Genomic DNA, 20,921 nt, shown 5'->3' with positions numbered 1-20,921 from the left:
GGGCCCAAGCCTGCCATCCCGTGCTGTGTCCGGCCGCGGGGGACGTGTCGGTCCTCACACCCCACCCCTCCCTCTGATCGTCCATCATGAGCGGATGCTCAGGTTCATGCCCGTCGGGGACTCGATGACGATCGGCAGCACGGGCGAGCACACGTGGCGGTACCGCATGTGGCAGCACCTGTGCGAGACGTACGGCGGCCCGTTCACGCTGGTCGGACCGCGCGAGACGCTGTACGACAAGCTGGCCGAGGCACCCGTCTCGTACTCCTACGCCGACCCCGACTTCCCCCGCGCCCACCTGGCCGGCTGGGGCGAGGGCTGGCTGCACATGGCGCCGCTGATCGGGGAGGCGGTGCGCTCCTGCCGCGCCGACGTCCTCCTCGTCTCCCTCGGCCTGATCGACCTGGGCTTCTACACGAACGCGGAGCAGACGGCGGCGAACATGCGCGCCTTCGTCGCGAACGCGCGGCAGGCCAGGGCGGGCATCCGCATGGTGCTGCTGCCGGTGATCCCGAACGTCCGTGCCACCTCGGACGGTCCGTTCGCGGAACAGGTGGCCCTCTTCAACGAGCTGCTGGCGAAGGCGGCGGCCGACCTGGACGAGCCCCGCTCCCCGATCCTCATGGCCTCGCCGCCGGAGTCGTACGACATCCACACGGACACCTACGACGGCACCCACCCGAACGCGAACGGCGAGCACCGGATCGCGGAGGCGTTCGCGGAGGCGATGTGGCAGGGGTGGGGGATCGGCCAGGAGTACGAGCCGGGAACGGATTGACCGAATTCCGCCGTTGCCCGGTCACCGTACGTATCGTTGAACCGCGCGGCCGCACTCGTGTGGAGGACGGCCGGGGAGGAGCGCCAGGATGACCGTCCTCGAAGACAGGATCGCGATGGCCGAGAGCGACGAGGAGATCACGCTCGACGAGCTGTTCGAGCGGATCGAGAAGATGCCCGCCCCCGAGGGATACAAGGTCGAGATCGTCGAGGGGATCGTCTTCATGGCGCCACAGCGGGACACCCACTGGGAGATCATTGCGGACATCTACGAGCAGTTGCGGACCAAGTACCCCCGCAAGCGGGTCAAGTCCGATGTACGCATCGACTACCCAGGCCACCTCAACGGGTTCGCAACGGACGTCACGGTGGTGGCCGAGGGCGCCGTCAAGACGGCGAAGGGCCTCTGGCGTCACCAGGACGTCGAGTTCGTCGCCGAGGTCATCTCCAAGGGCACCGCGGCCAACGACTACGGCCTCAAGAAGACCGCGTACGCGGTCGCCGAGGTCCCCGTCTACCTGATCGCCGATCCTTACCAGCGCCGCTGCCACGTCTTCACCAACCCCAAGGGCGAGGACTACGCGACCGAGACAAGAGTCGACTTCGGCACCGACGTCGACCTGACCGGCACGGTGGTCGGCCTCGTCCTCAAGACGGACGAGTTCCCGACCGACTAGCTCGACCGGCCGACCGGCCGGAAGTCCTTGCTTAGAGCGCACTCCACGCCGTTGGCTGGGTGACCATGAAGTACACGCAGCTCGGACGCACCGGACTCAAGGTCAGCCGACTCGTCCTCGGCACCATGAACTTCGGCCCGCAGACAGACGAGGCCGACAGCCACGCGATCATGGACGCGGCGCTGGACGCCGGCATCAACTTCTTCGACACCGCCAACGTGTACGGGTGGGGTGAGAACAAGGGGCGGACCGAGGAGATCATCGGCAACTGGTTCGCCAAGAGCCCCGTCCACCGCGACAAGGTCGTGCTCGCCACCAAGGTGTACGGCAACATGGCCGCCGACGGCGACGACGCCTGGCCCAACCACGACAAGCTCTCCGCGCTGAACATCCGGCGCGCGGTCGACGCCAGCCTCAAGCGGCTGCAGACCGACTACATCGACGTCTACCAGTTCCACCACGTCGACCGGCGGACTCCCTTCGAGGAGATCTGGCAGGCCATCGACACCCTCGTCGCGCAGGGCAAGATCCTGTACGTCGGGTCCTCCAACTTCCCCGGCTACAAGATCGCCCAGGCCAACGAGATCGCCGCCCGGCGCGGCGGGACCATCGGGCTGGTCAGCGAGCAGTGCCTCTACAACCTCGCCGAGCGCCGCGCCGAGATGGAGGTCATCCCGGCCGCGCAGGAATACGGCCTCGGGGTCATCCCCTGGTCGCCGCTGCAGGGCGGCCTGCTGGGCGGGGTCATCAAGAAGGAGATCTCGGGCGGCCGCCGGGCGAGCGGCCGGGCCGCCGACACCCTCGCCAACCCGACCTCACGCGCCCAGATCCAGGCCTACGAGGACCTCCTGGACAAGCACGGCGTGGAGCCCGGCGAGGCCGCCCTGGCCTGGCTGCTCACCCGCCCCGGCGTCACCGGCCCGATCGTCGGCCCGCGCACCGGCGAACAGCTGGACTCGGCGCTGAGGGCCGTGGAGCTGGAACTGAGCGAGGAGCTGCTGGCCGGGCTGGACGAGATCTTCCCGGGCCCTGGGCCGTCCCCGGAGGCCTTCGCCTGGTAGTCGACCTCAGGATCGGCGCCCCTTCAGGGGCGCGGGGAACTGCGCGACCGGCCACAGACGGCCCGCAGCCGAACGCCGGCCGCAGTTCCCCCGCCCCTTTTCCCTCCCTCACCTCATGGCCGAGGCAACTGCCACCACCACGAACAACAACACAAGCGCACCGGCCATGATCCGGTTCCGGGTCTTCGGGTCCACGGCAACGAGCCTAACCGCCCGCTCCGAGCTCCCAGCGGGCGACCGCCTCGTACCGCGGCTGCTCCCCCGGCACCCCGGACGTCGGCAGGTTGCTCCGCACCAGCGCCAGCTCCCCGACCGTCCAGCTCCGGCTCGCGAACTCCGCGAGCAGCGCGACGTACGGCCGTACCTGCACCGCGTCCCGGCTGCGGGCCACCGTCAGGTGGGCCTTGTAACGGCGGTGCTCCCCCATCGGCAGGCCCGCCTTCCGGGCCGCCGCCTCCGCGCGGTCGGCCAGCAGGCGGAGGGTGTCCAGGTCGCCGTCGGCGCCCGCCCACAGCGCCCTGCCGTGTCCGAACTGCCCGCCGCCCGCGACGGCCAGCGCGAAGGGCGGGGTGCGGTGGGCCGCACGGGCGAGGCGCTCCGACAGGGCCGGTACGACGTCGTCCTCGACCTCGCCGTAGAACGCGATCGTGTAGTGCCAGCCTGGGCGCCCGGTCCAGCGCAGCGCCTCCGCACCCGGCAGCCGCTTCAACCTGTCGACCTCGGCGGCTAGTTCGTCGGCCACCTCCGGCGGGGGCAGCACGGCTGCGAAGAGTCTCATGGGGGCAACCCTGCCAAAAAACGGTTGCGCGCAGGACGTCACGACGGCATGAATCGCTCCATGGAGAGCACGGACAGCACGGAGAGCAACGGGACGATCAGGATCCGGGACGGCCGCGCCGACGACATACCGGTGGTCCTCGGGATGTTCGACAGCGCCGTGGAGTGGCTGGTGTCCCAGGGGCGGACCCGGCAGTGGGGGACCACGCCCTGGTCGGAGAATCCGAAGGCCGTGGCGATGATCACGCGGTACTTCGCCGAGGGCAGCCCGTACATCGCCGAGTACGACGGGATCCCGGCCGCCACCCTCACCCTCACCGACGCGCCAGGCCCCTACCTCGCGCCCGTCGACGAGCCCGAGCGGTACATCCACCTGCTGGCCTCGGACCGCCGGTTCAAGGGCACCGGCGTCGGCGCCGCGCTGCTCGCCCACGCGGCCGCGGAGACCCGCCGGGCCGGGGTCTCGCTGCTCCGTGTCGACTGCTACGCGGGCGACGACCGCAAGCTGGTCGCCTTCTACGAGAGCAACGGCTTCACCCCGACCGAGGCCTTCACGGTCGCCGTCGAGGGCGACGGCAGCTGGCCGGGACAGGTACTGGCCCGGAGGCTGTAGTCCGCCTCCGGGCCACTACCTGCCGTATGCGTCTCAGGCGGCAGGTGCCTCAGGCGGCCCTCACGCCGCCGGTGCCAGCTGTTCCTGCTGCTCCGCCGGCTCTCTCGGCTCGAACCGCACCCGCGGGTGGCCGCCGTGCCAGCCGACCGACAGGCGGAGGTTGCCCACCCGGGCCAGGACCAGGCCGATCACCACGGCGGCCGCGGCCGCGACGGTACCGCCCACGGCCAGGCCCGCCCGGACGCCGTACGCGTCCGTGATCCAGCCGGCGATGGGCGCGCCGATGGGCGAGCCGCCCATGAACACCATCATGTAGAGGGCCATCACCCGCCCGCGCATGGCCGGGTCGGTGCCCATCTGGACGGTGGTGTTGGCGGTGACGTTGACCGTCATGCCGAACATGCCGATCGGGACCATGAGCAGGGAGAACAGCCAGAGGGAGGGGGCGGTCGCGGCCACCAGCTCCAGGCCGCCGAAGGCCACCGCCGCCGCGAGCATCACGCGCAGCTTGGCCGTGCCGCGTCTGGCCGCGAGCAGGGCGCCGGCCAGGGAGCCGACGGCCATCAGGGTGTTGAAGAGGCTGTAGGAGCCGGCGCCCGCGTGGAAGACGTCGTCCGCGAAGGCGGAGAGGTAGACGGGGAAGTTGAAGCCGAAGGTGCCGATGAACCCGATCAGGATGATGGTCCAGGTCAGGTCCGGTCGCCCGGCGACATAGCGCAGGCCCTCCCGCAACTGGCCCTTTCCTCTCGGTGCGCGCTCCACGACGTGCAGGTCGCGCGCCCGCATCAGCAGCAGGCCGGCGAGGGGGGCGACGAAGGACAGGCCGTTGAAGAGGAACGCCCAGCCGGTGCCCACGCCGGTGATCATGAGACCGGCGACGGCCGGGCCGACCAGGCGGGCGGACTGGAAGTTCGCGGAGTTCAGGCTGACCGCGTTCTGCAGCTGGTCCGGGCCGACCATCTCGGAGACGAAGGACTGGCGGGCCGGGTTGTCGACGACCGTGGCGAGGCCGACGACGAACGCGGCGAGGTAGACGTGCCAGACCTGGACATGGCCGGAGAGGGTCAGCAGCGCGAGCGCGATGCCGGTGAGGGCCATGGAGGTCTGGGTGACGAGGAGGGCCCGCCGCTTGTTCAGACGGTCCACCAGGACCCCGCCGTAGAGGCCGAAGAGCAGCATCGGCAGGAACTGGAGGGCGGTGGTGACGCCGACGGCGGTCGCCGAGCCGGTGAGGCTGAGGACCAGCCAGTCCTGCGCGATGCGCTGCATCCAGGTGCCTATGTTCGAGACGACCTGGCCGGCGAAGAACAGCCGGTAGTTCCTGACCTTCAGCGAGCTGAACATCGAGGACCTGCGGGCTGCGGGGGTAGTAGGGGCGGTCGGTGCGGGGGCGGAAGGTGTTCCGGGTCCCGTACTCAAACGGATTCGCCTCCTCCTTCTCTCGGGGACTTACAGATGCGCGAGCTTCTCCAGCACGGGGGCGGCGGCGCGGAGCTTCGCCCACTCGTCCTCGTCGAGGCCGTCGACCAGGCCGGCCAGGAACGCGTTGCGCTTGCGACGGCTCTCCTCAAGCATCGCCTCGGCCTGTTCGGTTCTGGTGACGACCTTCTGGCGCCGGTCCTCCGGATGCGGCTCCAGCCGGACCAGCCCCTTGGCCTCCAGCAGCGCCACGATGCGGGTCATCGAGGGCGGCTGGACGTGCTCCTTGCGGGCCAGCTCACCGGGGGTGGCCTGGCCGCAGTTGGAGAGGGTGCCCAGCACCGACATCTCGGTGGGGCTCAGTGACTCGTCGACCCGCTGGTGCTTCAGCCGTCGCGAGAGTCGCATCACGGCGGAGCGGAGGGAGTTCACGGCGGCCGCGTCGTCGCCATGGGTAAGGTCCGGCATGTTCCTTAGAGTAACTCATTACTCTTCCTAAGGACAATCGGACGCGCCGATACGCCCGTGACCTCGGCCACTGAACCCGGGGGTCCGGGGGCATCCCCCAGAAATCATCGCGTCACCCTTACGAGTGAGCCGAATCCGGAAAGTGACGCATCGGGCGCGCGGATGTGGCGCCCTCGTATCCATGGGGACCAGTGTGCTCAGCCTGCGGATAGACAAGGAGCTGCTCGACCGGCTCCGGTGCCATGCGGCGAAAAGGGGGATGAGCGTCCAGGACTACGTGATCCGGACGCTCGTCCGGGACGACTTCGACGAGCGGTTCTCGGCCGCCGTCGAGGAGACGGAGAGGTTCTACGGGGTCACCTGACAGACCCCGACAGGTTTTCGACGAACACAGATGCGATGTCAACTCCCGTTCGTCTAGCGTTAACCCCTCGCGCCGGGCGCCCGCCCGGCAACAACAGGGGGGTTACCACCCATGAACGACGGAACGTCCGTCAGGCAGCAGCGGAACCCGAGCAGACGTCAGTTGCTGCGCACCGGCGCCGGGCTCGTCGGCGCGGCCACGGTCGGTACGGCGGCCCCGCTGGTGGCGGCGGGCACCGCCCAGGCCTCCGTAGCGGCCTCGAAGCACTTCGTCCTGTCCGGCGACGGCGGCAACCCGGTCTGGCGCGCCACCCTCCACCAGCCGTACTGGGCCATGCAGTCCTTCGCGTACGACAACGTCAACGGCCGTATCTACTTCGCCCAGCACCGCATCGGCGACAGCGCCGGGCACAACGGCGACCTGTGGATCTCCCAGACCGACCTCTCGGGCAACGTCCTCGGCACGATGGCCATCCAGGGGTTCGGCCACGGCTCCTCGATGGGCGTCGAGCCGACGGGTTCGGGCTCGACGCCGTACCTGTGGATCGAGGGCAGCGACTCCGACGACAACGGAGCCGGCGAGAAGCTGTCCCGCTTCCGGTTCACGGACGGGCTGACCCTCGAGTACTTCAACCCCAGCATCACGATCTACGACCGCACCCCGACCATCTCCAGCTTCGTCAAGCTGCCCCGGCCCGCGATCGACCCCTACACCAACCGGCTGCTGATCCGCTACGCGACCAGCGACTCCGCGGCCCGGGTGTGGCGCCTGGCCGTCTTCGACATGGCGGACGCCGTCGCCGGGCGCCTCAGCGACGGCTACCGGCTCGTGGAACGGGCCATCCCCAACAACGACGAGCTCGGCCTCACCGACGACGACCTGTTCCAGGGAATCACCCTGTGCGGCCAGTACGCCTATCTCCTGTACGGGGGCCCCGGCGGACCCTCCTACCTGGTCACGCTCGACCTGAACGACACGGGCGGCTCGTACTACGACAAGTTCCAGACGACCGCCGGAGCCTCCCTGCCGGGGCGTGAGCCCCAGGGCACGGCGATCTGGCTGGTCTCCGGGGCGCCGAGGCTGGCCTTCGGCTTCTCCTCGAAGACCACGACCACCGATCCGGACACCCTGGACGCGAGCGTCTTCTACAAGAGCGACTTCGTCTCCTGAACGGGGCCCGCCGGCCTCACGCGACCGGCGCGCCCCGCGCGGGTCACGTGAGGCCGAGGGCCGGCATCAGGTAGTAGAAGGCGAACACCGCCGAGACCACGTACATCGCGGCCGGGATCTCCCTGGCCCGGCCGACGGCCAGGCGCATCAGCACGAAGGTGATGAAGCCCATGCCGATGCCGTTGGTGATCGAGTAGGTGAACGGCATCATCACCATGGTCACGAAGGCCGGGATCGCGAGGGTGTGGTCGGCCCAGTCGATCTCCTTGATCGACCCGGCCAGGATCAGGAAGCCGACCGCGAACAGCGCCGGGGTGGCCGCCTGGGAGGGGACCATCGTGGCGACGGGGGTCAGGAACAGCGCCACGGCGAACAGCCCGCCGGTGACGACGTTGGCGAAGCCGGTGCGGGCGCCCTCGCCGACGCCGGCCGTCGACTCGACGAAGCAGGTGGTGGCGGAGGACGAGCTGGCACCGCCGACCGCGACCGCGACACCGTCGATGAAGAGCACCTTGTTGATGCCCGGCATGTAGCCCTGGGCGTCGGTCAGCTTGGCCTCGTCGCTGACGCCCATGATCGTGCCCATGGCGTCGAAGAAGCAGGACAGCAGGACCGTGAAGACGAAGAGGATGCCGGTCAGCAGGCCGACCTTGCCGAAGCCGCCGAAGAGGCTGACCTTGCCGAGCAGACCGAAGTCCGGGGTGGCGGCCGGGTTGCCGGGCCACTTCGGGACGGTCAGGCCCCAGGTCGTCACATGCGCGACGGCGTTGATGACCAGCGCCAGCACGGTCATCGCGACGATCGAGATCAGGATCGCGCCGGAGACCTTGCGGACGATCAGCGCGAGGGTGAGCAGCACGCCGAGCACGAAGACCAGGACCGGCCAGCCGTTGAGGTGACCGTCGGCGCCGAGCTGGAGCGGGACGGTGGTCTGGGCGACGTCCGGGATACGGGTGACGAAGCCGGAGTCCACCAGACCGATCAGCATGATGAACAGGCCGATACCGATCGAGATCGCCTTGCGCAGGCTGTAGGGCACGGCGTTCATCACGCGCTCGCGCAGACCGCTGGCGACCAGCAGCATCACGACGATGCCGGCCAGCACCACCATGCCCATGGCGTCCGGCCAGGACATCCGGGGGGCCAGCTGGAGCGCGACGACGGAGTTCACGCCGAGGCCGGCGGCGAGCGCGATCGGGACGTTGCCGATGACGCCCATCAGCAGCGTCGTGAAGGCCGCGGTGATGACCGTGGCGGTGACCAGCTGACCATGGTCGAGCTGGTGGCCGTACATGTCCTTCGCGCTGCCGAGAATGATCGGGTTCAGCACGATGATGTACGCCATCGCGAAGAACGTGGCGAAGCCGCCGCGTACCTCGCGGGCGAGGGTGCTGCCCCGCTCGGAGATCTTGAAGTAACGATCCAGCGCGCCGTACGCGGGGGTCGCACCCGGCTGTTCGGGGGCGGGGGCCTGAGTGGAAGCCGGGCTTGACATTGGAGGTTCCTACGATCAGAAGTGGTCAAACACAAACGGTTTCAGTATGAACGTATGATGTCCAGATCGCTATCTCCGCGCGTAGACCCGGCAGGTGCGTAAGCTAAGCGCCATGGCGAAGTGGACCCCCCAGCACGAGGCACCGGAGCCCCTTGAGGGCCCTGTCGTCCCGACGATCATCGGCGGCACGATCATCTGGTTCGTCCTCTTCCTGGCCCAGCTCCCCTTCTACGGCTGGTACTCCGACCACGGCCACACCTGGTGGATCTGGACCTGCCTGGCCGGCGGCGGCCTCGGCCTGATCGGCGTGTACTACGTGAAGCGGCGGGACGCAGCGATCAAGGCGCTTCGCGCGACGACCGAGTAGGAAATCACCCCGAGCCCGACCAGACCGCACCCCTCCCTGCCCCACCACCGCATCGCCCCGAACGGCCTCGCCCTCAAACGCCGGACAGGCTGAAGGGGGTTGCAGACCGACCCACGCCCTCAGACGACAGACGGACTGAAGGAAGTTGCAGACCGACCCACGCCCTCAGACGACAGACGGGCTAGAGGAAGTTGCAGACCGACCCACGCCCTCAGACGACAGACGGGCTAGAGGAAGTTGCAGACCGACCCACGCCCTCAGGCGGCGGACGGGCTGGAGAGGATTGCGGACGCCGCGGCCTGCGCTCCCACCGGCCCGTCGGCGGTCCCCAGGGGCGGACCTCACCGTCAGACGCCGGGCGGGCTGCGGAGTGTGGCCCGCTTTTCAGGTGACCGAGTCGGGTGGGTGGGTGGGCAAAGGGTGTCGGCGTCTACAACCTGCGCACGACTTCGCTCCTCCCACGGTCGGATCTTCCGGGCACTCGGCAGGTGAACGCGCAAATCCGCACGTACCGTCGAAGGCATGCAGCACACCGACGCGGGCGCCGAGCTCGACCCTGTGCATCCCGTACCGCTGCCGGCGCCGATCAGGGCGACCGGCCTGACCACCGCCGAGGTCGCGGAGCGGGTCGCGCGCGGCCAGGTGAACGACGTACCGGTACGCAGCAGCCGCTCGTTCGGCGAGATCGTGCGCGCGAACGTCTTCACCCGGTTCAACGCGATCATCGGTGTGCTGTGGCTGGTCATGCTGGTCGTGGCGCCGATCCAGGACAGCCTGTTCGGCTTCGTGATCCTCGCCAACACGGGCATCGGCATCGTGCAGGAGTGGCGGGCGAAGAAGACCCTGGACTCGCTCGCGGTGATCGGCGAGGCGCGGCCGACGGTGCGCCGGGACGGGGCCGCCGTCGAAGTGAGCACGAACGGGATCGTGCTCGGGGACCTGATCGAGATAGGCCCCGGCGACAAGATCGTCGTGGACGGGGTGTGCGCCGAGGCCGACGGCCTGGAGATCGACGAGTCGCTGCTCACCGGTGAGGCCGACCCGGTCGTCAAACGCCCCGGCGACCAGGTGATGTCGGGCTCCTTCGTGGTGGCAGGCGGCGGCGCCTTCGCCGCGACCAAGGTGGGCCGGGAGGCCTACGCGGCCCAGCTGGCCGAGGAGGCGTCCCGCTTCACGCTGGTCCACTCCGAGCTGCGCACCGGTATCTCGACCATCCTCAAGTACGTGACCTGGATGATGGTCCCGGCCGCGATCGGCCTGGTCGCCACCCAGCTCGTGGTCAAGAACAACGGGCTCAAGGACGCCGTCGCCCGGACCGTCGGCGGCATCGTCCCGATGGTCCCCGAGGGCCTGGTCCTGCTCACGTCCGTCGCCTTCGCGATCGGCGTGATCCGGCTGGGCCGCCAGCAGTGCCTGGTCCAGGAACTCCCCGCGATCGAGGGCCTCGCCCGGATCGACACCGTCTGCCTCGACAAGACCGGCACCCTCACCGAGGGCGGCATGGACGTCACCGAGCTGCGGTCGCTGGACGGGGTCGACGAGACGTACGTACGCAAGGTGCTGGGCTCGCTCGGCGAGTCCGACCCGCGCCCCAACGCCTCCCTCCAGGCGATCATCGACGCCTACCCGGACAGCGAGGACTGGCGGTGCGTGGAGTCGCTGCCCTTCTCCTCCGCCCGCAAGTACAGCGGGGCGACCTTCAGCGAGGGCGACGGGGAGCTGAGCACCTGGCTGCTGGGGGCGCCGGACGTGCTCCTCGGCGCCGACGACCCGGCGCTGGCCGAAACCGTACGCCTCAACGAGCAGGGGCTGCGGGTGCTGCTGCTCGCCCGCGCCAGCCGGGACCTCGACGACCCGAAGGTGGCACAGGGGGCCGGCGCCACCGCGCTGGTGGTCCTGGAGCAGCGGCTCCGCCCGGACGCCGCCGACACCCTCCGCTACTTCGCCGACCAGGAGGTCCGCGCGAAGGTCATCTCCGGCGACAACGCGGTGTCGGTCGGCGCGGTGGCGGCCAAGCTCGGCCTCACCGGTACGACGGTGGACGCGCGCCGCCTGCCGGCCGAGCCGGCCGAGATGGCCGAGGCCCTCGACTCGGGCACCGTCTTCGGACGGGTCACCCCGCAGCAGAAGCGGGAGATGGTGGGGGCGCTGCAGTCGCGCGGGCACACGGTCGCGATGACCGGCGACGGCGTGAACGACGTACTCGCCCTGAAGGACGCCGACATCGGGGTCTCGATGGGCTCGGGCTCGGAGGCGACGAGGGCGGTCGCCCAGATCGTCCTGCTCAACAACAGCTTCGCCACGCTGCCCTCGGTCGTGGCCGAGGGGCGGCGGGTGATCGGCAACATCACCCGGGTCGCCACCCTGTTCCTGGTCAAGACGGTCTACTCGGTGCTGCTCGCGGTCCTCGTGGTCTGCTGGCAGGTCGAGTACCCCTTCCTGCCGAGGCACCTGACCCTGCTCTCCACCCTGACCATCGGCATCCCGGCCTTCTTCCTGGCCCTGGCACCGAACAAGGAACGGGCGCGACCGCACTTCGTCCGCCGTGTGATGCGGTACTCGATCCCGGGGGGAGTGGTGGCCGGTGTCGCGACCTTCGTGACGTATCTGGTCGCCCGCCACTACTACACGGGAACGGGGTCCCTGGACGCCGAGACCAGTGCCGCGACCCTGACCCTGTTCCTGATCTCGATGTGGGTGCTGGCGATCATCGCCCGCCCGTACACGTGGTGGCGGGTGGCCCTGGTGGCCGCGATGGGCGTGGCCTTCGTGTTCGTGCTCGCCGTACCCGCACTGCAGAGCTTCTTCGCGTTGAAGCTGGTGGGGGTGGTGATGCCGTGGACTGCCGTCGGCATCGCCGTGGTGGGGTCGGCGGTGCTGGAGCTTCTTTGGAAGTGGGTGGAGCGGAGATTTCCGGATTGATGCGGTGGTGGGGAACCGCGCGGGCCCGGTGGGGGTTGATCGCGCCCGCGCGGCGAAGCCGCAAATCAAATACAGCCCCGCGCCCCTACGGGGCGCTTACCTACTGCACGTCGACGTAGTCGCCCGTGGCGCTGACCGCCGGGCTGGTCGAGGTGCCGGCGAAGGAGTAGCGGAAGTAGCCGTCGACCGACGCCGTGGTCGTCGTCTTCAGGGCGCCCGTGGAGGAGGCCTTGATGGTCTTCAGGGTGGTGTAGGTGGTGGAGCTCTTCTTGCGGAACTGGAGCTTCACCGACTGGCTGCCGTAGGCGCCGTACTTGTGGGTGTCCCAGTTGGCGCGGGTCAGGGTGCCGGTGACCGTGATGGTCTTGCCCTTCTTGACCGGCTCGGGGGTGGCGTTGGCCGTCAGCTTCGTGGCGCGCAGGACCTTGGTGGTGCCCAGGCCGCCGACCCACTTCACGTTGCTGTCCGCGTCGGCGGCGACGCCGCCGACCGACCAGGAGCCCGCCTCGGAGTTGACCAGGTCCGCGTCCCCGCCGACCGTGAAGGCGAGGGTGGCCTTGCAGTTGAGGACGGTCGAGGAAGCGGCGGTGCAGGTGCCCGGCTCGTCGCTGGCGAAGAGGTCGCTCGGCGCCGTCACGGAGCTGCCGCGGTAGATGACCGGGCCGGTGGCGAAGTCGCTCGCGGGCAGGCTCGCCGCGTGGGTCACGGTGTACGTGACCGAGAAGGACGCCTTGGTCGTGCCGACGACCATGCTGCTGCCCTTGTTGATCTTCATGTTGGAGAAGGTGACGTCCGGCGTGCTGCCCGCGGCGTGTGCGGCCGGGGCGACGAACGCGGAGAGGGCCAGGGCGCCGGAGACGGCGGCCACAGTGGCACGAATGCGCATGAATTCCCCAGTGGGAACAGTGGGCGCGAGGCCCAAGTGATCTAGGGAGTCTGTTGACTCGGGTGATCAGATCCACGAGGGGTGAGCGAGGTTGTACGAGTGAGACGTAATCCGGTCAGATTTTGTTTCCTTTGCGACCGGATTACGTCTCCTTGGGATTACTCCCGGTGCGGCTACTTCACGTCGACGTAGTCACCCGTCGCGTTGACCGCCGGGGTCGTGGCGGTGCCGACGAAGGAGAAGCGGTAGTAGCCGTCCACCGTCGCCTTCGTGGTCGTCTTCAGGGTGCCGGTCGAGGACGACTTGATGCCCTTGACGTTGGTGTAGGTGCTGCTGCCCTTCTTGCGGAACTGCAGCCGCACGGACTGGCCGGCGTAGCCGTGGTACTTGCCGTCCTCCCAGTTGGCGCGGGTCAGGGCGCCGGTGACCGTGATGGTCTTGCCCTTCTTGACCGGCTCCGGGGAGGCGTTGACCGTCAGCTTCGACAGGCGCTGGACCTGGGTGCTGCCGAGGGCGCCCTGGTCGGCGTAGCCGACCTTGGTGATGTCGAAGTCGCTGCTGGTCGGGTCCTGGCCGTTGTACGCGATGGCCAGGGCACCGGCGTGCCAGAGGCCGGCGTCGGAGTTGAAGAGCTCGCCCTCACCCGGGTAGATGTCGATGTTCCCCTTGCAGCTGGCGGTGGTCGCCGAGGTGACCGTGCACTTCGCCGGGTCGTCGCCGATCAGGAAGTTGGCCGAGTCCTCGTAGGAGCCCTTGTAGATGTAGGCGCCCGAGAAGAAGTCCGCGGCGGTGATGTCGACATCGGCGCCGTGGGTCAGCGTGTAGGTGACCGACGTGGCGACGTGGGCGGTCGTACCGACCGTGACCGCCTTGGCGATCTTGACGTTGGAGAAGCTGACGTCCATGGCGTACGGAGCGTCGTCGTCCGCGGTGGTGGCGCTGAACGCGGTCTTGCCGGACGTCGAGTGAGCGGCCGCGAAGAGCTTCGTCGCCTCGGTGCCGAAGGACGAACCGCCGCCGGCGGCGTGCGCGGCCGGCATCGCGAGGGCGGAGAGTGCCAGGGCGCCGGAGACGGCGGCCACAGTGGCGCGTATACGCATGCGTTCCCCTGCATGGAAGTGATCGGCGAGTCTGGATGACTCCCCTGTTCAGATCCGCGCAGGGGGACAAAGGTTGTACGACTTTTGAAAGTTGTGCGCCGAAACTGTCGCGGGCCTTGCGAACGGCGGCTCAGTCGAACCAGCGGTCCCGCGCCAGCTCCTCCGTCCGGGACAGGTCCTCCAGCAGTGCCGCCACCTCGAAGCGGCGCGGCCACTGCCCCGCCGCCCAGGCCAGACCGGCCGCCACGCCCTCCAGGGTCGCGGCGTGCAGGACGCCGTCGCCCGTCAGGCGCCAGTCGATCTCGACGCCGTCGACCACCAGTTCCTCGTGCTCGACATACGTCGCCGGGGTGCGGGGGCCGAGCAGGACGTGCACCGGCTCGGGGACATCGTGCTCCGTGCCCTCCGAGTCCACCGACCCCGTCACCGACTCGCTCAGCCGCCGCACCTGGAACAGCTCGGCCAGCTCGGCGGCCCGGGACGGCCGCACGGGGAGCAGGGGGACACCGGAGGTGAAGGGCAGCAGATCGGGTGAGTCGACGACCACCGCGTCCGCCGCGTCCACGACCTCCACCCGGCCGTCGAGCACCGCCCGCAGCTCCTCGGGGAGCGTCACCTGCTCGGGGTCCAGGTCCGCCAGCGCGCCGTACAGCGCGTGCAGCTGGGCACCGGTGACCGAGCGGTCCGGGTCGGCGAGGCGGTCGAGGAGTTCGGCGGCGCCGCCGGGCTCGTCCAGCAGGGCGGCCACCGAGGTCCGTACCCCCAGCGCCCGCAGTACCTGCTCGTCCTCGAAGCCGGTCGCGTCGGCCTCCTCGTAGAGGCCGCGCAGCAGCGGGTCGCCGCCGGAGGCCAGCAGACCGGCGGGGCGACGGCCGTCGAGGACCGGGTGCCCGCGCAGCCACCACGCGGTGTACGGCCGTACGACCTCGTGGGTGCCGTCGGGGAGCAGGATGCGGACCGGCTGGGTGAGGGCGTCGCGCAGGGGCGGCTGGGCGAGCAGGGCGAGGGCCTCGGGCCAGTGGTCCTCGTCGACGAGGTCGAGGTCGCGGACGGCGATCAGCTCGGTGGCGACCGGAGGCACGGGCGTGTCCGGGAAGCGGTCGAGGATGTCCTCGCACCAGACGTCGACGGCGTCAAGGAGGCCAGCGTCATCAGGTTCCGCAAAGTCGCCCTCGCGGGGCTCCAGTTCGTCCGGGTCGAGGACGACGTCGGTGGCGCGGACGAGGGCGAAGTTCGCGAGGACCCCGCAGGCGGCGAGCGGGCCTTCGCCCCACTTCGCGGCCAGGTCGGCGTCCACGGCGGCCAGTTCACCCTCGCGGATGATGCGGGCGAAGGAGCTGCCGGGGAAGACGAGTTCACCGGCCGGGGCCGGCTCGCCGTCCTCGTCCGGGAGCGCCAGCGCGCCCAGCCACGGCTCGTCACCGGGCTCCAGGCCGGCGTCCCGCACCAGCGCGAGCACGGTGTCCGCCAGCTCCTCGGCGTCCGGGACGTCCTCCTCCCAGTTCACGCCTCCGTCGTCGTCCAGGGAGGCGGCCACGGCGGCCCGCACCTGCGGGGTGGTGAGGACCGCCCGCGGGGACGCGGGCAGGGCGCCGAGCTTCTCCAGGAGCGGGTGGGCGGCGTCCTCGTGGGCGACCTTGAGACCGAGCCGGGCGAGCACCTCGGGGTCGCTGGCCGTCGCGTCCGGGATGGGGAGGAGCACCTGACGGGGACCGATGGTGGTCCTCCCTCCCCCAGAGCCGAAAGCCTGGGAGGTGCCCCCAGCGAGCGGCACCGGCAGGCCGGAGAGCCGGTCCGGGTCGACACCCGCGAGGCTGTCGTAGAGCCGCCACCACCAGTCCGGGTCCTTCTCCAGACCGGCCAGGCGGTCGACGGCGTCGGCGAGCGGAAGGCGGGCGACGCCCAGCGTACGCAGTTCGACACGGCGTTCGAGGCCGGCGGGCAGCAGCGTGGGCAGTACCTCGGCGAGCACGCGGACCGTGTCGGCGCCCGCCCCCTCCACGATCTCGGCGTCGCGGGGCCGCAGCGCCTCGGGCAGTTCGCTGTCGTCGCCGGCCTCGACGGCGGGCGGCAGGAACGCGGTGCGCGGCAGCCGCTCCAGGATCGCCTGGCGCAGCGCGCCGTCCAGCTCGCCCTTGCCGAGCGGGCCGGGCACCAGGTGGATGATCCCCTCCCCCACCGGCCGCCAGTCGGCGAGGAGTTCGGCGTACGCGTCGGCCGCGCGCTGCACCAGGAAGTCGGTGAGCGGGCCGGGGGCGGCGTGCCGGCGGGTGGTGTCGAGGGGGAAGGAGGCGATGAGCAGGGCGGGCACCCCGAGGGGCTCGTCGCTGGGGGTGGGGGCGTGCACGACGGCGGCGGTGCGCGGCCGGTCGGGGGCGCCCTGGCCGTCCGTGGGCACGGCCCAGGTCAGCGACCAGTGCGGCCGCAGCCGCTCCTCGACCGGCCGGCCGACGAGCAGGTCGGGGGTGAGCGGGCCGTGCGCGGAGACGGTACGCCAGCGGGTCGTGCCCTCCTGCGAATCCTCCACGACGGTGAGCGCGCCGTCGGTGCGGCGGCGCAGCGTCCGTACGGTGTCCTTCTCCACCACGACCTCTTCGAGACCGGGGAGGGCGAGGAGCAGGGCGTCGTCCACGGCGTCGAGGAGCCGCTCGGCGAGATCGGTGGCGGCCGCGTCCCGCAGCGGCAGGATCACGACCGTGTCGTACGGGTCCGGGGCGGTGCCCTCGGCGGCGAACGGGAGCCGGAGGAGGGGGACATGGCCGTCACGCCGGCGGATCTCGTCCCCCAGTCCCGGGCTGTGCCGGGCGGTCTCCTCGGCCAGTTCCCGGGCCTCGGCGAGCGACCAGCGGACCCCGCCGTGCCGCCCGACGACCGCGGGCTCGTCCGTGACGGCCAGCACGGCGGCGAACCCCACGCCGAACCGTCCGACGGCGCTGTCGCTGTCCCCCCGCTTCGCGGAGGCGCGCAGGGTGGAGAGGGACTCGACGCCGGCCGCGTCCAGCGGGGCGCCGGTGTTGGCGGCGAACAGGACGCCGTCGCGGAGGGTGAGCCGGAACCGGCCGGGGACACCGGCGCGGGCGGCCGCGTCGGCGGCGTTCTGCGCGAGCTCCACGACGAGCCGGTCCCGGTACCCCCCGAGGACCAGGTCCTCCTCGGCGTTGGCATCTTCCCGGAACCGGGCGGGGCTGGTGGCCCAGGCGTCGAGGACACCGCGGCGCAGGCGGGCGGTGCCGAAGGGGTCGGCGCCCTCGGCGGCGGGCCGCACGAACTTGCTCACGTTCACTCTCCAAGTCGACGTGAGGACGAAGGTACCGCGCGCCGGGGGGCCGCCCACCCGACTCGGTCGGCCGAGAAGTGAACCCCCGGCCCACACCCGGCACCGAGCGGTCCCGCACACCCTCGCGCCGCGCCGGTCACTCTGCGCGGACGTGCGACTGCGGAAGCTGCTCCAGGCGCCGGTCCGGCAGCGCCTCAAGGGCGCGGGGCTGCATGGAACGCGCGGCCACCGCCGCATGGGCGCGAAGGCGTCGCGGCTCGCGAAAGCCCCCCGAAGCGGACGCAGAGCTGCATTCGATGTGCGGCCACCGCCGCATGGGCGACGCGAAGGCGTCGCGGCTCGCGAAAGCCCCCCGAAGCGGACGCAGAGCTGCATTCGATGTGCGGCCACCGCCGCATGGGCGACGCGAAGGTGTCGCGGCTCGCGGAAGTGCCCCGAAAGGGGCGCGGGGAACTGCGCGCCCAGCCACAACGGCGCCGCAGCCGAACGACGACACATCGCGGCGCATGCGCCCGCCGGGCGCCCCCGCCCGGCGGGCGGCCTGCCGCTCCGCAGGGGCAAGAGCAGCCCGCCGCCCCGGGGCTGACGGGGCGTCCGGCCTGCCGCCGGCCGGCTAGGAGTGGCCCAGTTCCGCCGATGTCTCGTCCTCCGTCGCCGGTACCGAACCGGAGTCGGAGGCGGGGCGGAGCGGGAAGGGGTCGACTCGCGTCTCGTCGATGACCGGCGGGGCCGGCTGGGGTGTCTTCGGCATGACGGCGGCCTCCGAGTGGCCGCCGCAGCCGTAGGAGAGGGAGACGACCCGGCCGTCGGCCGGGGAGAACTCATTGGCGCAGACGCCGAAGGCCTGGCCCAGGGAGCCGCCGATGGGGGTGAGGAAGCCGCAGCTGACGCAGGTCGCGGGGGCCGCCTGGGCCATGGGGGTCTTGGCGCCGAACGACTCCTCCCAGCGGTCCGCGGCGATGTGCAGGCCGTAGCGGGACAGGACCCGGGCGCGGCGCATGCCGAGTTCCTCGGCGATCGAGGCGATCGTGCCGCGGGAGGGAACCGTCGGCAGGTGCGCGGGCGTGCCCGCGGTGACCTCGGCGTCCTCCGCCTCCGCCAGCTCCTCCATCTCCTCCGAGATCGGGGAGTTCGGCTCCGGCTCGTCCTCGCCGGTGTAGCCGGGCTCCAGGCGGAGGTCCTCGGCCTCGGTGGGCAGCAGGTCGCCGGGGCCCATGTCGCCGGGGCGCAGCCGCTCGCTCCACGGCACCCACTCGGGGGCGAGAAGGGCGTCGGGGCCGGGGAGGAGGACCACCTCGTCCAGCGTGACGACCTTGGCGCGGGAGGCGCGGGCCACCGTCACCGCCCAGCGCCAGCCGCGGTACCCCAGCTCCTTGCACTCGAAGAAGTGCGTGACCACGCGATCGCCCTCGGCCACCGCTCCGGCGTGCTCGCCGACCACCCCCGGTGCGGCGGCCTCCTCGGCGGCTCCACGGGCGAGGTCGACGGCCTCGGCGCACAGACGGTCGGGGGTGCGGCTTCGCGTTGTCGCTGCGCTCACAGGTATCGCTTCTCTCCTACGCCGTCTCACGAGTGCGGTTGCCTCCGGCGGTGGGGCGGACGGAGCGGACCTGTGGGCCGCATCGACGTCCGCGTCCGATCGCGCTCGGGCGCACCTATGCCATCCATTCTGCGCTATGGCTGAGATAGGCACGCTACCCCGTCGCCGGTGGATGGGGACAGTCCGGCATACCTGCGGGGAGGGGAGAGCCGACGGGGTGGGGTCGGATGTGTTTCGGGTGCGGGTGGGCGGGGGCTGGTCGCGCCCACGCGGCGGAGCCGCATATCAGCTGGGGCCCCGCGCCCCTTACGGGGCGCTGCACAGCCGTTTCTCTTTAGCCGCGGGCAGTCGTGCCTCCCCCAAGTGCCTTAAGGGCCTGGGAGGTGCCCCCAGGGCGGCACGGGTGGGCGCTGGGGGTCCCCCCTCTGGGGGAGGCACCCCGCAAGCGCCGGTAAGCATCCCCACCCCCGGCCCCCACCCCACGGCGCCCCTACGACTCGCTTGGTCACAAAGTGCACTAGGAACTGCACTCTCAGGGCACTATGAAGCACGTGGCAACCGCGAGGTCACCCCAACGCGCCGTCGGGGTCGGTAGCGGTGCGGGCCGGATGCGCGGTGCCGTCCGCTCCGTCGGCCGTGCCCTGCACCTCCCGGTGACCGGTACCGCCCGCGGCATCCGCAAGGCCACCCACGCGCACGGCGCCGGCGAGTCCGGGCTGGGGAAACTGATCGAACTGCACGCGGTCAACGGCGCGGGGGACGTGATGATCACCGTCGCCCTCGCCTCCACCGTGTTCTTCTCCGTGCCCACCGACGAGGCCCGCGGCCGCGTCGCGCTCTACCTCGCCATCACGATGGCGCCCTTCACCGTCCTCGCCCCGGTCATCGGCCCGCTGCTCGACCGGCTGCCGCACGGGCGCCGGGCCGCCATGGCCGGCTCCATGCTCGCCCGGGCGCTGCTCGCGCTGATCATCTCGGGCGCGGTGGCCGGCGGCAGCCTGGAGCTGTATCCGGCCGCGCTCGGGGTGCTGGTCGCGTCGAAGGCGTACGGCGTGGTGCGCAGCGCCGTCGTGCCCAGACTCCTCCCGCCCCGGTTCTCGCTGGTGAAGGCCAATTCGCGGGTCACCCTCGCGGGGCTGCTCGCCACCGGCGTCGCCGCGCCGATCGGGGCGGGGCTGCACGCCGTCGGTGACCCCTGGCCGCTCTACGGCGCCTTCGTGATCTTCGTTGCCGGGACGTTTCTCTCCTTCACCCTCCCCCCGAAGGTCGACTCGGCCAAGGGCGAGGACGTGGCGCTGCTCGCCGCCGACGAGGAGCATCTGCACGGCCCGCTGCGGAAAGAGGCGAAGCGGCCGGGGCTGCGGACGGTCGGGCCCGCCGTCACCCACGCCCTCGGCGCAAACGCCGCCCTGCGCTGCCTCTCCGGCTTCCTGATCTTCTTCCTGGCGTTCCTGCTCCGCGAGCACCCGCTGACCGGTGAGAGCGCGGCCGTGTCGCTGGGGATTGTGGGTGTCGCGGCGGGCGCCGGCAACGCGCTCGGTACGGCGGTCGGGTCGTGGCTGCGCTCCCGGGCGCCGGAGATCATCATCGTGGCGGCGGTGGCCCTGGTGCTGGGTACGGCGGTCGTCGCGGCCCTGTTCTTCGGCGCCTTCCTGGTGGCCGTGCTGGCCGCGGTGGCCGGTTTCGGCCAGGCGCTGGCCAAGCTGTCCCTGGACGCGCTGATCCAGCGGGACGTGCCGGAACTGGTGCGCACGTCCGCGTTCGCCCGTTCGGAGACGCTGCTCCAGGTGGCCTGGGTGTTCGGCGGCGCGGTGGGCATCGTGATGCCGCTGAACGGCACTCTGGGCCTGGTGGTGGCCGCGGTGATCGTGGCGGCCGGCTGGCTGGCCACCCTGCGCGGTCTGCTCGGCTCCGCCCGGCACGGCACCCACCCCAGACCGCGAGTGGCGTAACGAACCGGGCACGCCGTACCCCACATGGGGAGACGGCCGAGAGTGCCCGATAGCCT

At 71.0% G+C, this 20,921-nt stretch carries 17 protein-coding genes; 9 read left to right on the top strand and 8 right to left on the bottom strand.

The window, feature by feature from the left end; genetic code table 11:
• The first annotated feature begins 94 nt into the window (after positions 1-94).
• From SSP29_RS19015 to SSP29_RS19005, 3 genes are all read left to right on the top strand, one after another.
• Entirely contained in the window at positions 95-778 is a 684-nt protein-coding gene (locus SSP29_RS19015; protein ID WP_089101894.1) for an SGNH/GDSL hydrolase family protein, read from the top strand.
• An 88-nt stretch (positions 779-866) separates the two neighbouring features.
• Positions 867-1,454 (top strand): Uma2 family endonuclease, encoded by a 588-nt coding sequence (locus SSP29_RS19010; RefSeq protein ID WP_089101893.1) that lies wholly within the window; start codon positions 867-869, stop codon positions 1,452-1,454.
• Between the two features lie 65 nt (positions 1,455-1,519).
• Entirely contained in the window at positions 1,520-2,515 is a 996-nt protein-coding gene (locus SSP29_RS19005) for an aldo/keto reductase (protein ID WP_089101892.1), read from the top strand.
• A gap of 205 nt (positions 2,516-2,720) precedes the next feature.
• Here SSP29_RS19005 and thpR read toward each other — a convergent pair whose 3' ends face one another.
• Positions 2,721-3,293, bottom strand: coding sequence for an RNA 2',3'-cyclic phosphodiesterase (thpR, locus tag SSP29_RS19000; RefSeq protein ID WP_089101891.1), 573 nt, complete (start codon positions 3,291-3,293; stop codon positions 2,721-2,723).
• A gap of 60 nt (positions 3,294-3,353) precedes the next feature.
• Between thpR and SSP29_RS18995 the strand changes: the two genes are divergently transcribed.
• Positions 3,354-3,905 carry a GNAT family N-acetyltransferase gene (locus SSP29_RS18995; protein WP_089101890.1) on the top strand — a complete coding sequence of 184 codons (552 nt, stop codon included), beginning with the start codon at positions 3,354-3,356 and terminating at the stop codon, positions 3,903-3,905.
• Between the two features lie 60 nt (positions 3,906-3,965).
• Here the strand turns inward: SSP29_RS18995 and SSP29_RS18990 are convergent, their stop codons facing one another.
• Both SSP29_RS18990 and SSP29_RS18985 read right to left on the bottom strand, forming a co-directional pair.
• Positions 3,966-5,324 carry an MFS transporter gene (locus SSP29_RS18990; RefSeq protein ID WP_089101889.1) on the bottom strand — a complete coding sequence of 453 codons (1,359 nt, stop codon included), beginning with the start codon at positions 5,322-5,324 and terminating at the stop codon, positions 3,966-3,968.
• Between the two features lie 30 nt (positions 5,325-5,354).
• Positions 5,355-5,792, bottom strand: a complete 438-nt coding sequence (locus SSP29_RS18985) for a MarR family winged helix-turn-helix transcriptional regulator (protein WP_089101888.1) — start codon at positions 5,790-5,792, stop codon at positions 5,355-5,357.
• 181 nt (positions 5,793-5,973) lie between these two features.
• Here SSP29_RS18985 and SSP29_RS18980 point away from each other — a divergent pair, with 181 nt between their 5' ends.
• Positions 5,974-6,156 (top strand): ribbon-helix-helix protein, CopG family, encoded by a 183-nt coding sequence (locus tag SSP29_RS18980; RefSeq protein WP_089101887.1) that lies wholly within the window; start codon positions 5,974-5,976, stop codon positions 6,154-6,156.
• Between the two features lie 111 nt (positions 6,157-6,267).
• A complete protein-coding gene (locus tag SSP29_RS18975) occupies positions 6,268-7,326 on the top strand; it encodes a phage baseplate protein (protein ID WP_150134459.1) in 1,059 nt (352 codons plus the stop codon).
• A gap of 43 nt (positions 7,327-7,369) precedes the next feature.
• Here SSP29_RS18975 and SSP29_RS18970 read toward each other — a convergent pair whose 3' ends face one another.
• Complete coding sequence (locus SSP29_RS18970) at positions 7,370-8,821, bottom strand: NCS2 family permease (protein ID WP_089101886.1); 1,452 nt, start codon at positions 8,819-8,821, stop codon at positions 7,370-7,372.
• A gap of 112 nt (positions 8,822-8,933) precedes the next feature.
• On the opposite strand from SSP29_RS18970, the gene SSP29_RS18965 reads away from it, so the two are divergent.
• Positions 8,934-9,188 carry a DUF2530 domain-containing protein gene (locus tag SSP29_RS18965; protein ID WP_089101885.1) on the top strand — a complete coding sequence of 85 codons (255 nt, stop codon included), beginning with the start codon at positions 8,934-8,936 and terminating at the stop codon, positions 9,186-9,188.
• Positions 9,189-9,710: 522 nt separating this feature from the next.
• On the top strand, positions 9,711-12,110 hold the full coding sequence (locus SSP29_RS18960; RefSeq protein WP_089101884.1) for a cation-translocating P-type ATPase: 2,400 nt from the start codon (positions 9,711-9,713) through the stop codon (positions 12,108-12,110).
• Between the two features lie 100 nt (positions 12,111-12,210).
• Here SSP29_RS18960 and SSP29_RS18955 read toward each other — a convergent pair whose 3' ends face one another.
• The 4 genes from SSP29_RS18955 to SSP29_RS18935 all read right to left on the bottom strand — a co-directional run bounded on the left by SSP29_RS18955 (position 12,211) and on the right by SSP29_RS18935 (position 18,913).
• Positions 12,211-12,996 (bottom strand): hypothetical protein, encoded by a 786-nt coding sequence (locus SSP29_RS18955; RefSeq protein ID WP_089101883.1) that lies wholly within the window; start codon positions 12,994-12,996, stop codon positions 12,211-12,213.
• A 173-nt stretch (positions 12,997-13,169) separates the two neighbouring features.
• On the bottom strand, positions 13,170-14,096 hold the full coding sequence (locus tag SSP29_RS18950) for a hypothetical protein (protein WP_089101882.1): 927 nt from the start codon (positions 14,094-14,096) through the stop codon (positions 13,170-13,172).
• 130 nt (positions 14,097-14,226) lie between these two features.
• On the bottom strand, positions 14,227-17,373 hold the full coding sequence (locus tag SSP29_RS18945; RefSeq protein WP_089101881.1) for a sacsin N-terminal ATP-binding-like domain-containing protein: 3,147 nt from the start codon (positions 17,371-17,373) through the stop codon (positions 14,227-14,229).
• 613 nt (positions 17,374-17,986) lie between these two features.
• Positions 17,987-18,913 carry a DUF3027 domain-containing protein gene (locus SSP29_RS18935; protein WP_089101879.1) on the bottom strand — a complete coding sequence of 309 codons (927 nt, stop codon included), beginning with the start codon at positions 18,911-18,913 and terminating at the stop codon, positions 17,987-17,989.
• 608 nt (positions 18,914-19,521) lie between these two features.
• Here SSP29_RS18935 and SSP29_RS18930 point away from each other — a divergent pair.
• A complete protein-coding gene (locus SSP29_RS18930) occupies positions 19,522-20,865 on the top strand; it encodes an MFS transporter (RefSeq protein WP_089101878.1) in 1,344 nt (447 codons plus the stop codon).
• Positions 20,866-20,921: the final 56 nt, after the last annotated feature.

Source organism: Streptomyces hyaluromycini, assembly GCF_002217755.1.
Classification (GTDB): Bacteria; Actinomycetota; Actinomycetes; order Streptomycetales; family Streptomycetaceae; genus Streptomyces; species Streptomyces hyaluromycini.
The sequence above is the reverse complement of the archived record's forward strand: the minus strand, read 5'-3'. Positions and strand labels throughout refer to the sequence as shown.

Excerpts from the sequence above, each read along its gene's own strand:
- SSP29_RS19015 (WP_089101894.1), top strand. The coding sequence starts at position 95 with ATGCTCAGGTTCATGCCCGTCGGGGACTCGATGACGATCGGCAGCACG.
- SSP29_RS19010 (WP_089101893.1), top strand. The coding sequence starts at position 867 with ATGACCGTCCTCGAAGACAGGATCGCGATGGCCGAGAGCGACGAGGAG.
- SSP29_RS19005 (WP_089101892.1), top strand. The coding sequence starts at position 1,520 with ATGAAGTACACGCAGCTCGGACGCACCGGACTCAAGGTCAGCCGACTC.
- thpR (WP_089101891.1), bottom strand. The coding sequence starts at position 3,293 with ATGAGACTCTTCGCAGCCGTGCTGCCCCCGCCGGAGGTGGCCGACGAA.
- SSP29_RS18995 (WP_089101890.1), top strand. The coding sequence starts at position 3,354 with ATGGAGAGCACGGACAGCACGGAGAGCAACGGGACGATCAGGATCCGG.
- SSP29_RS18985 (WP_089101888.1), bottom strand. The coding sequence starts at position 5,792 with ATGCCGGACCTTACCCATGGCGACGACGCGGCCGCCGTGAACTCCCTC.
- SSP29_RS18980 (WP_089101887.1), top strand. The coding sequence starts at position 5,974 with ATGGGGACCAGTGTGCTCAGCCTGCGGATAGACAAGGAGCTGCTCGAC.
- SSP29_RS18975 (WP_150134459.1), top strand. The coding sequence starts at position 6,268 with ATGAACGACGGAACGTCCGTCAGGCAGCAGCGGAACCCGAGCAGACGT.
- SSP29_RS18970 (WP_089101886.1), bottom strand. The coding sequence starts at position 8,821 with ATGTCAAGCCCGGCTTCCACTCAGGCCCCCGCCCCCGAACAGCCGGGT.
- SSP29_RS18965 (WP_089101885.1), top strand. The coding sequence starts at position 8,934 with ATGGCGAAGTGGACCCCCCAGCACGAGGCACCGGAGCCCCTTGAGGGC.
- SSP29_RS18960 (WP_089101884.1), top strand. The coding sequence starts at position 9,711 with ATGCAGCACACCGACGCGGGCGCCGAGCTCGACCCTGTGCATCCCGTA.
- SSP29_RS18955 (WP_089101883.1), bottom strand. The coding sequence starts at position 12,996 with ATGCGCATTCGTGCCACTGTGGCCGCCGTCTCCGGCGCCCTGGCCCTC.
- SSP29_RS18950 (WP_089101882.1), bottom strand. The coding sequence starts at position 14,096 with ATGCGTATACGCGCCACTGTGGCCGCCGTCTCCGGCGCCCTGGCACTC.
- SSP29_RS18930 (WP_089101878.1), top strand. The coding sequence starts at position 19,522 with ATGCGCGGTGCCGTCCGCTCCGTCGGCCGTGCCCTGCACCTCCCGGTG.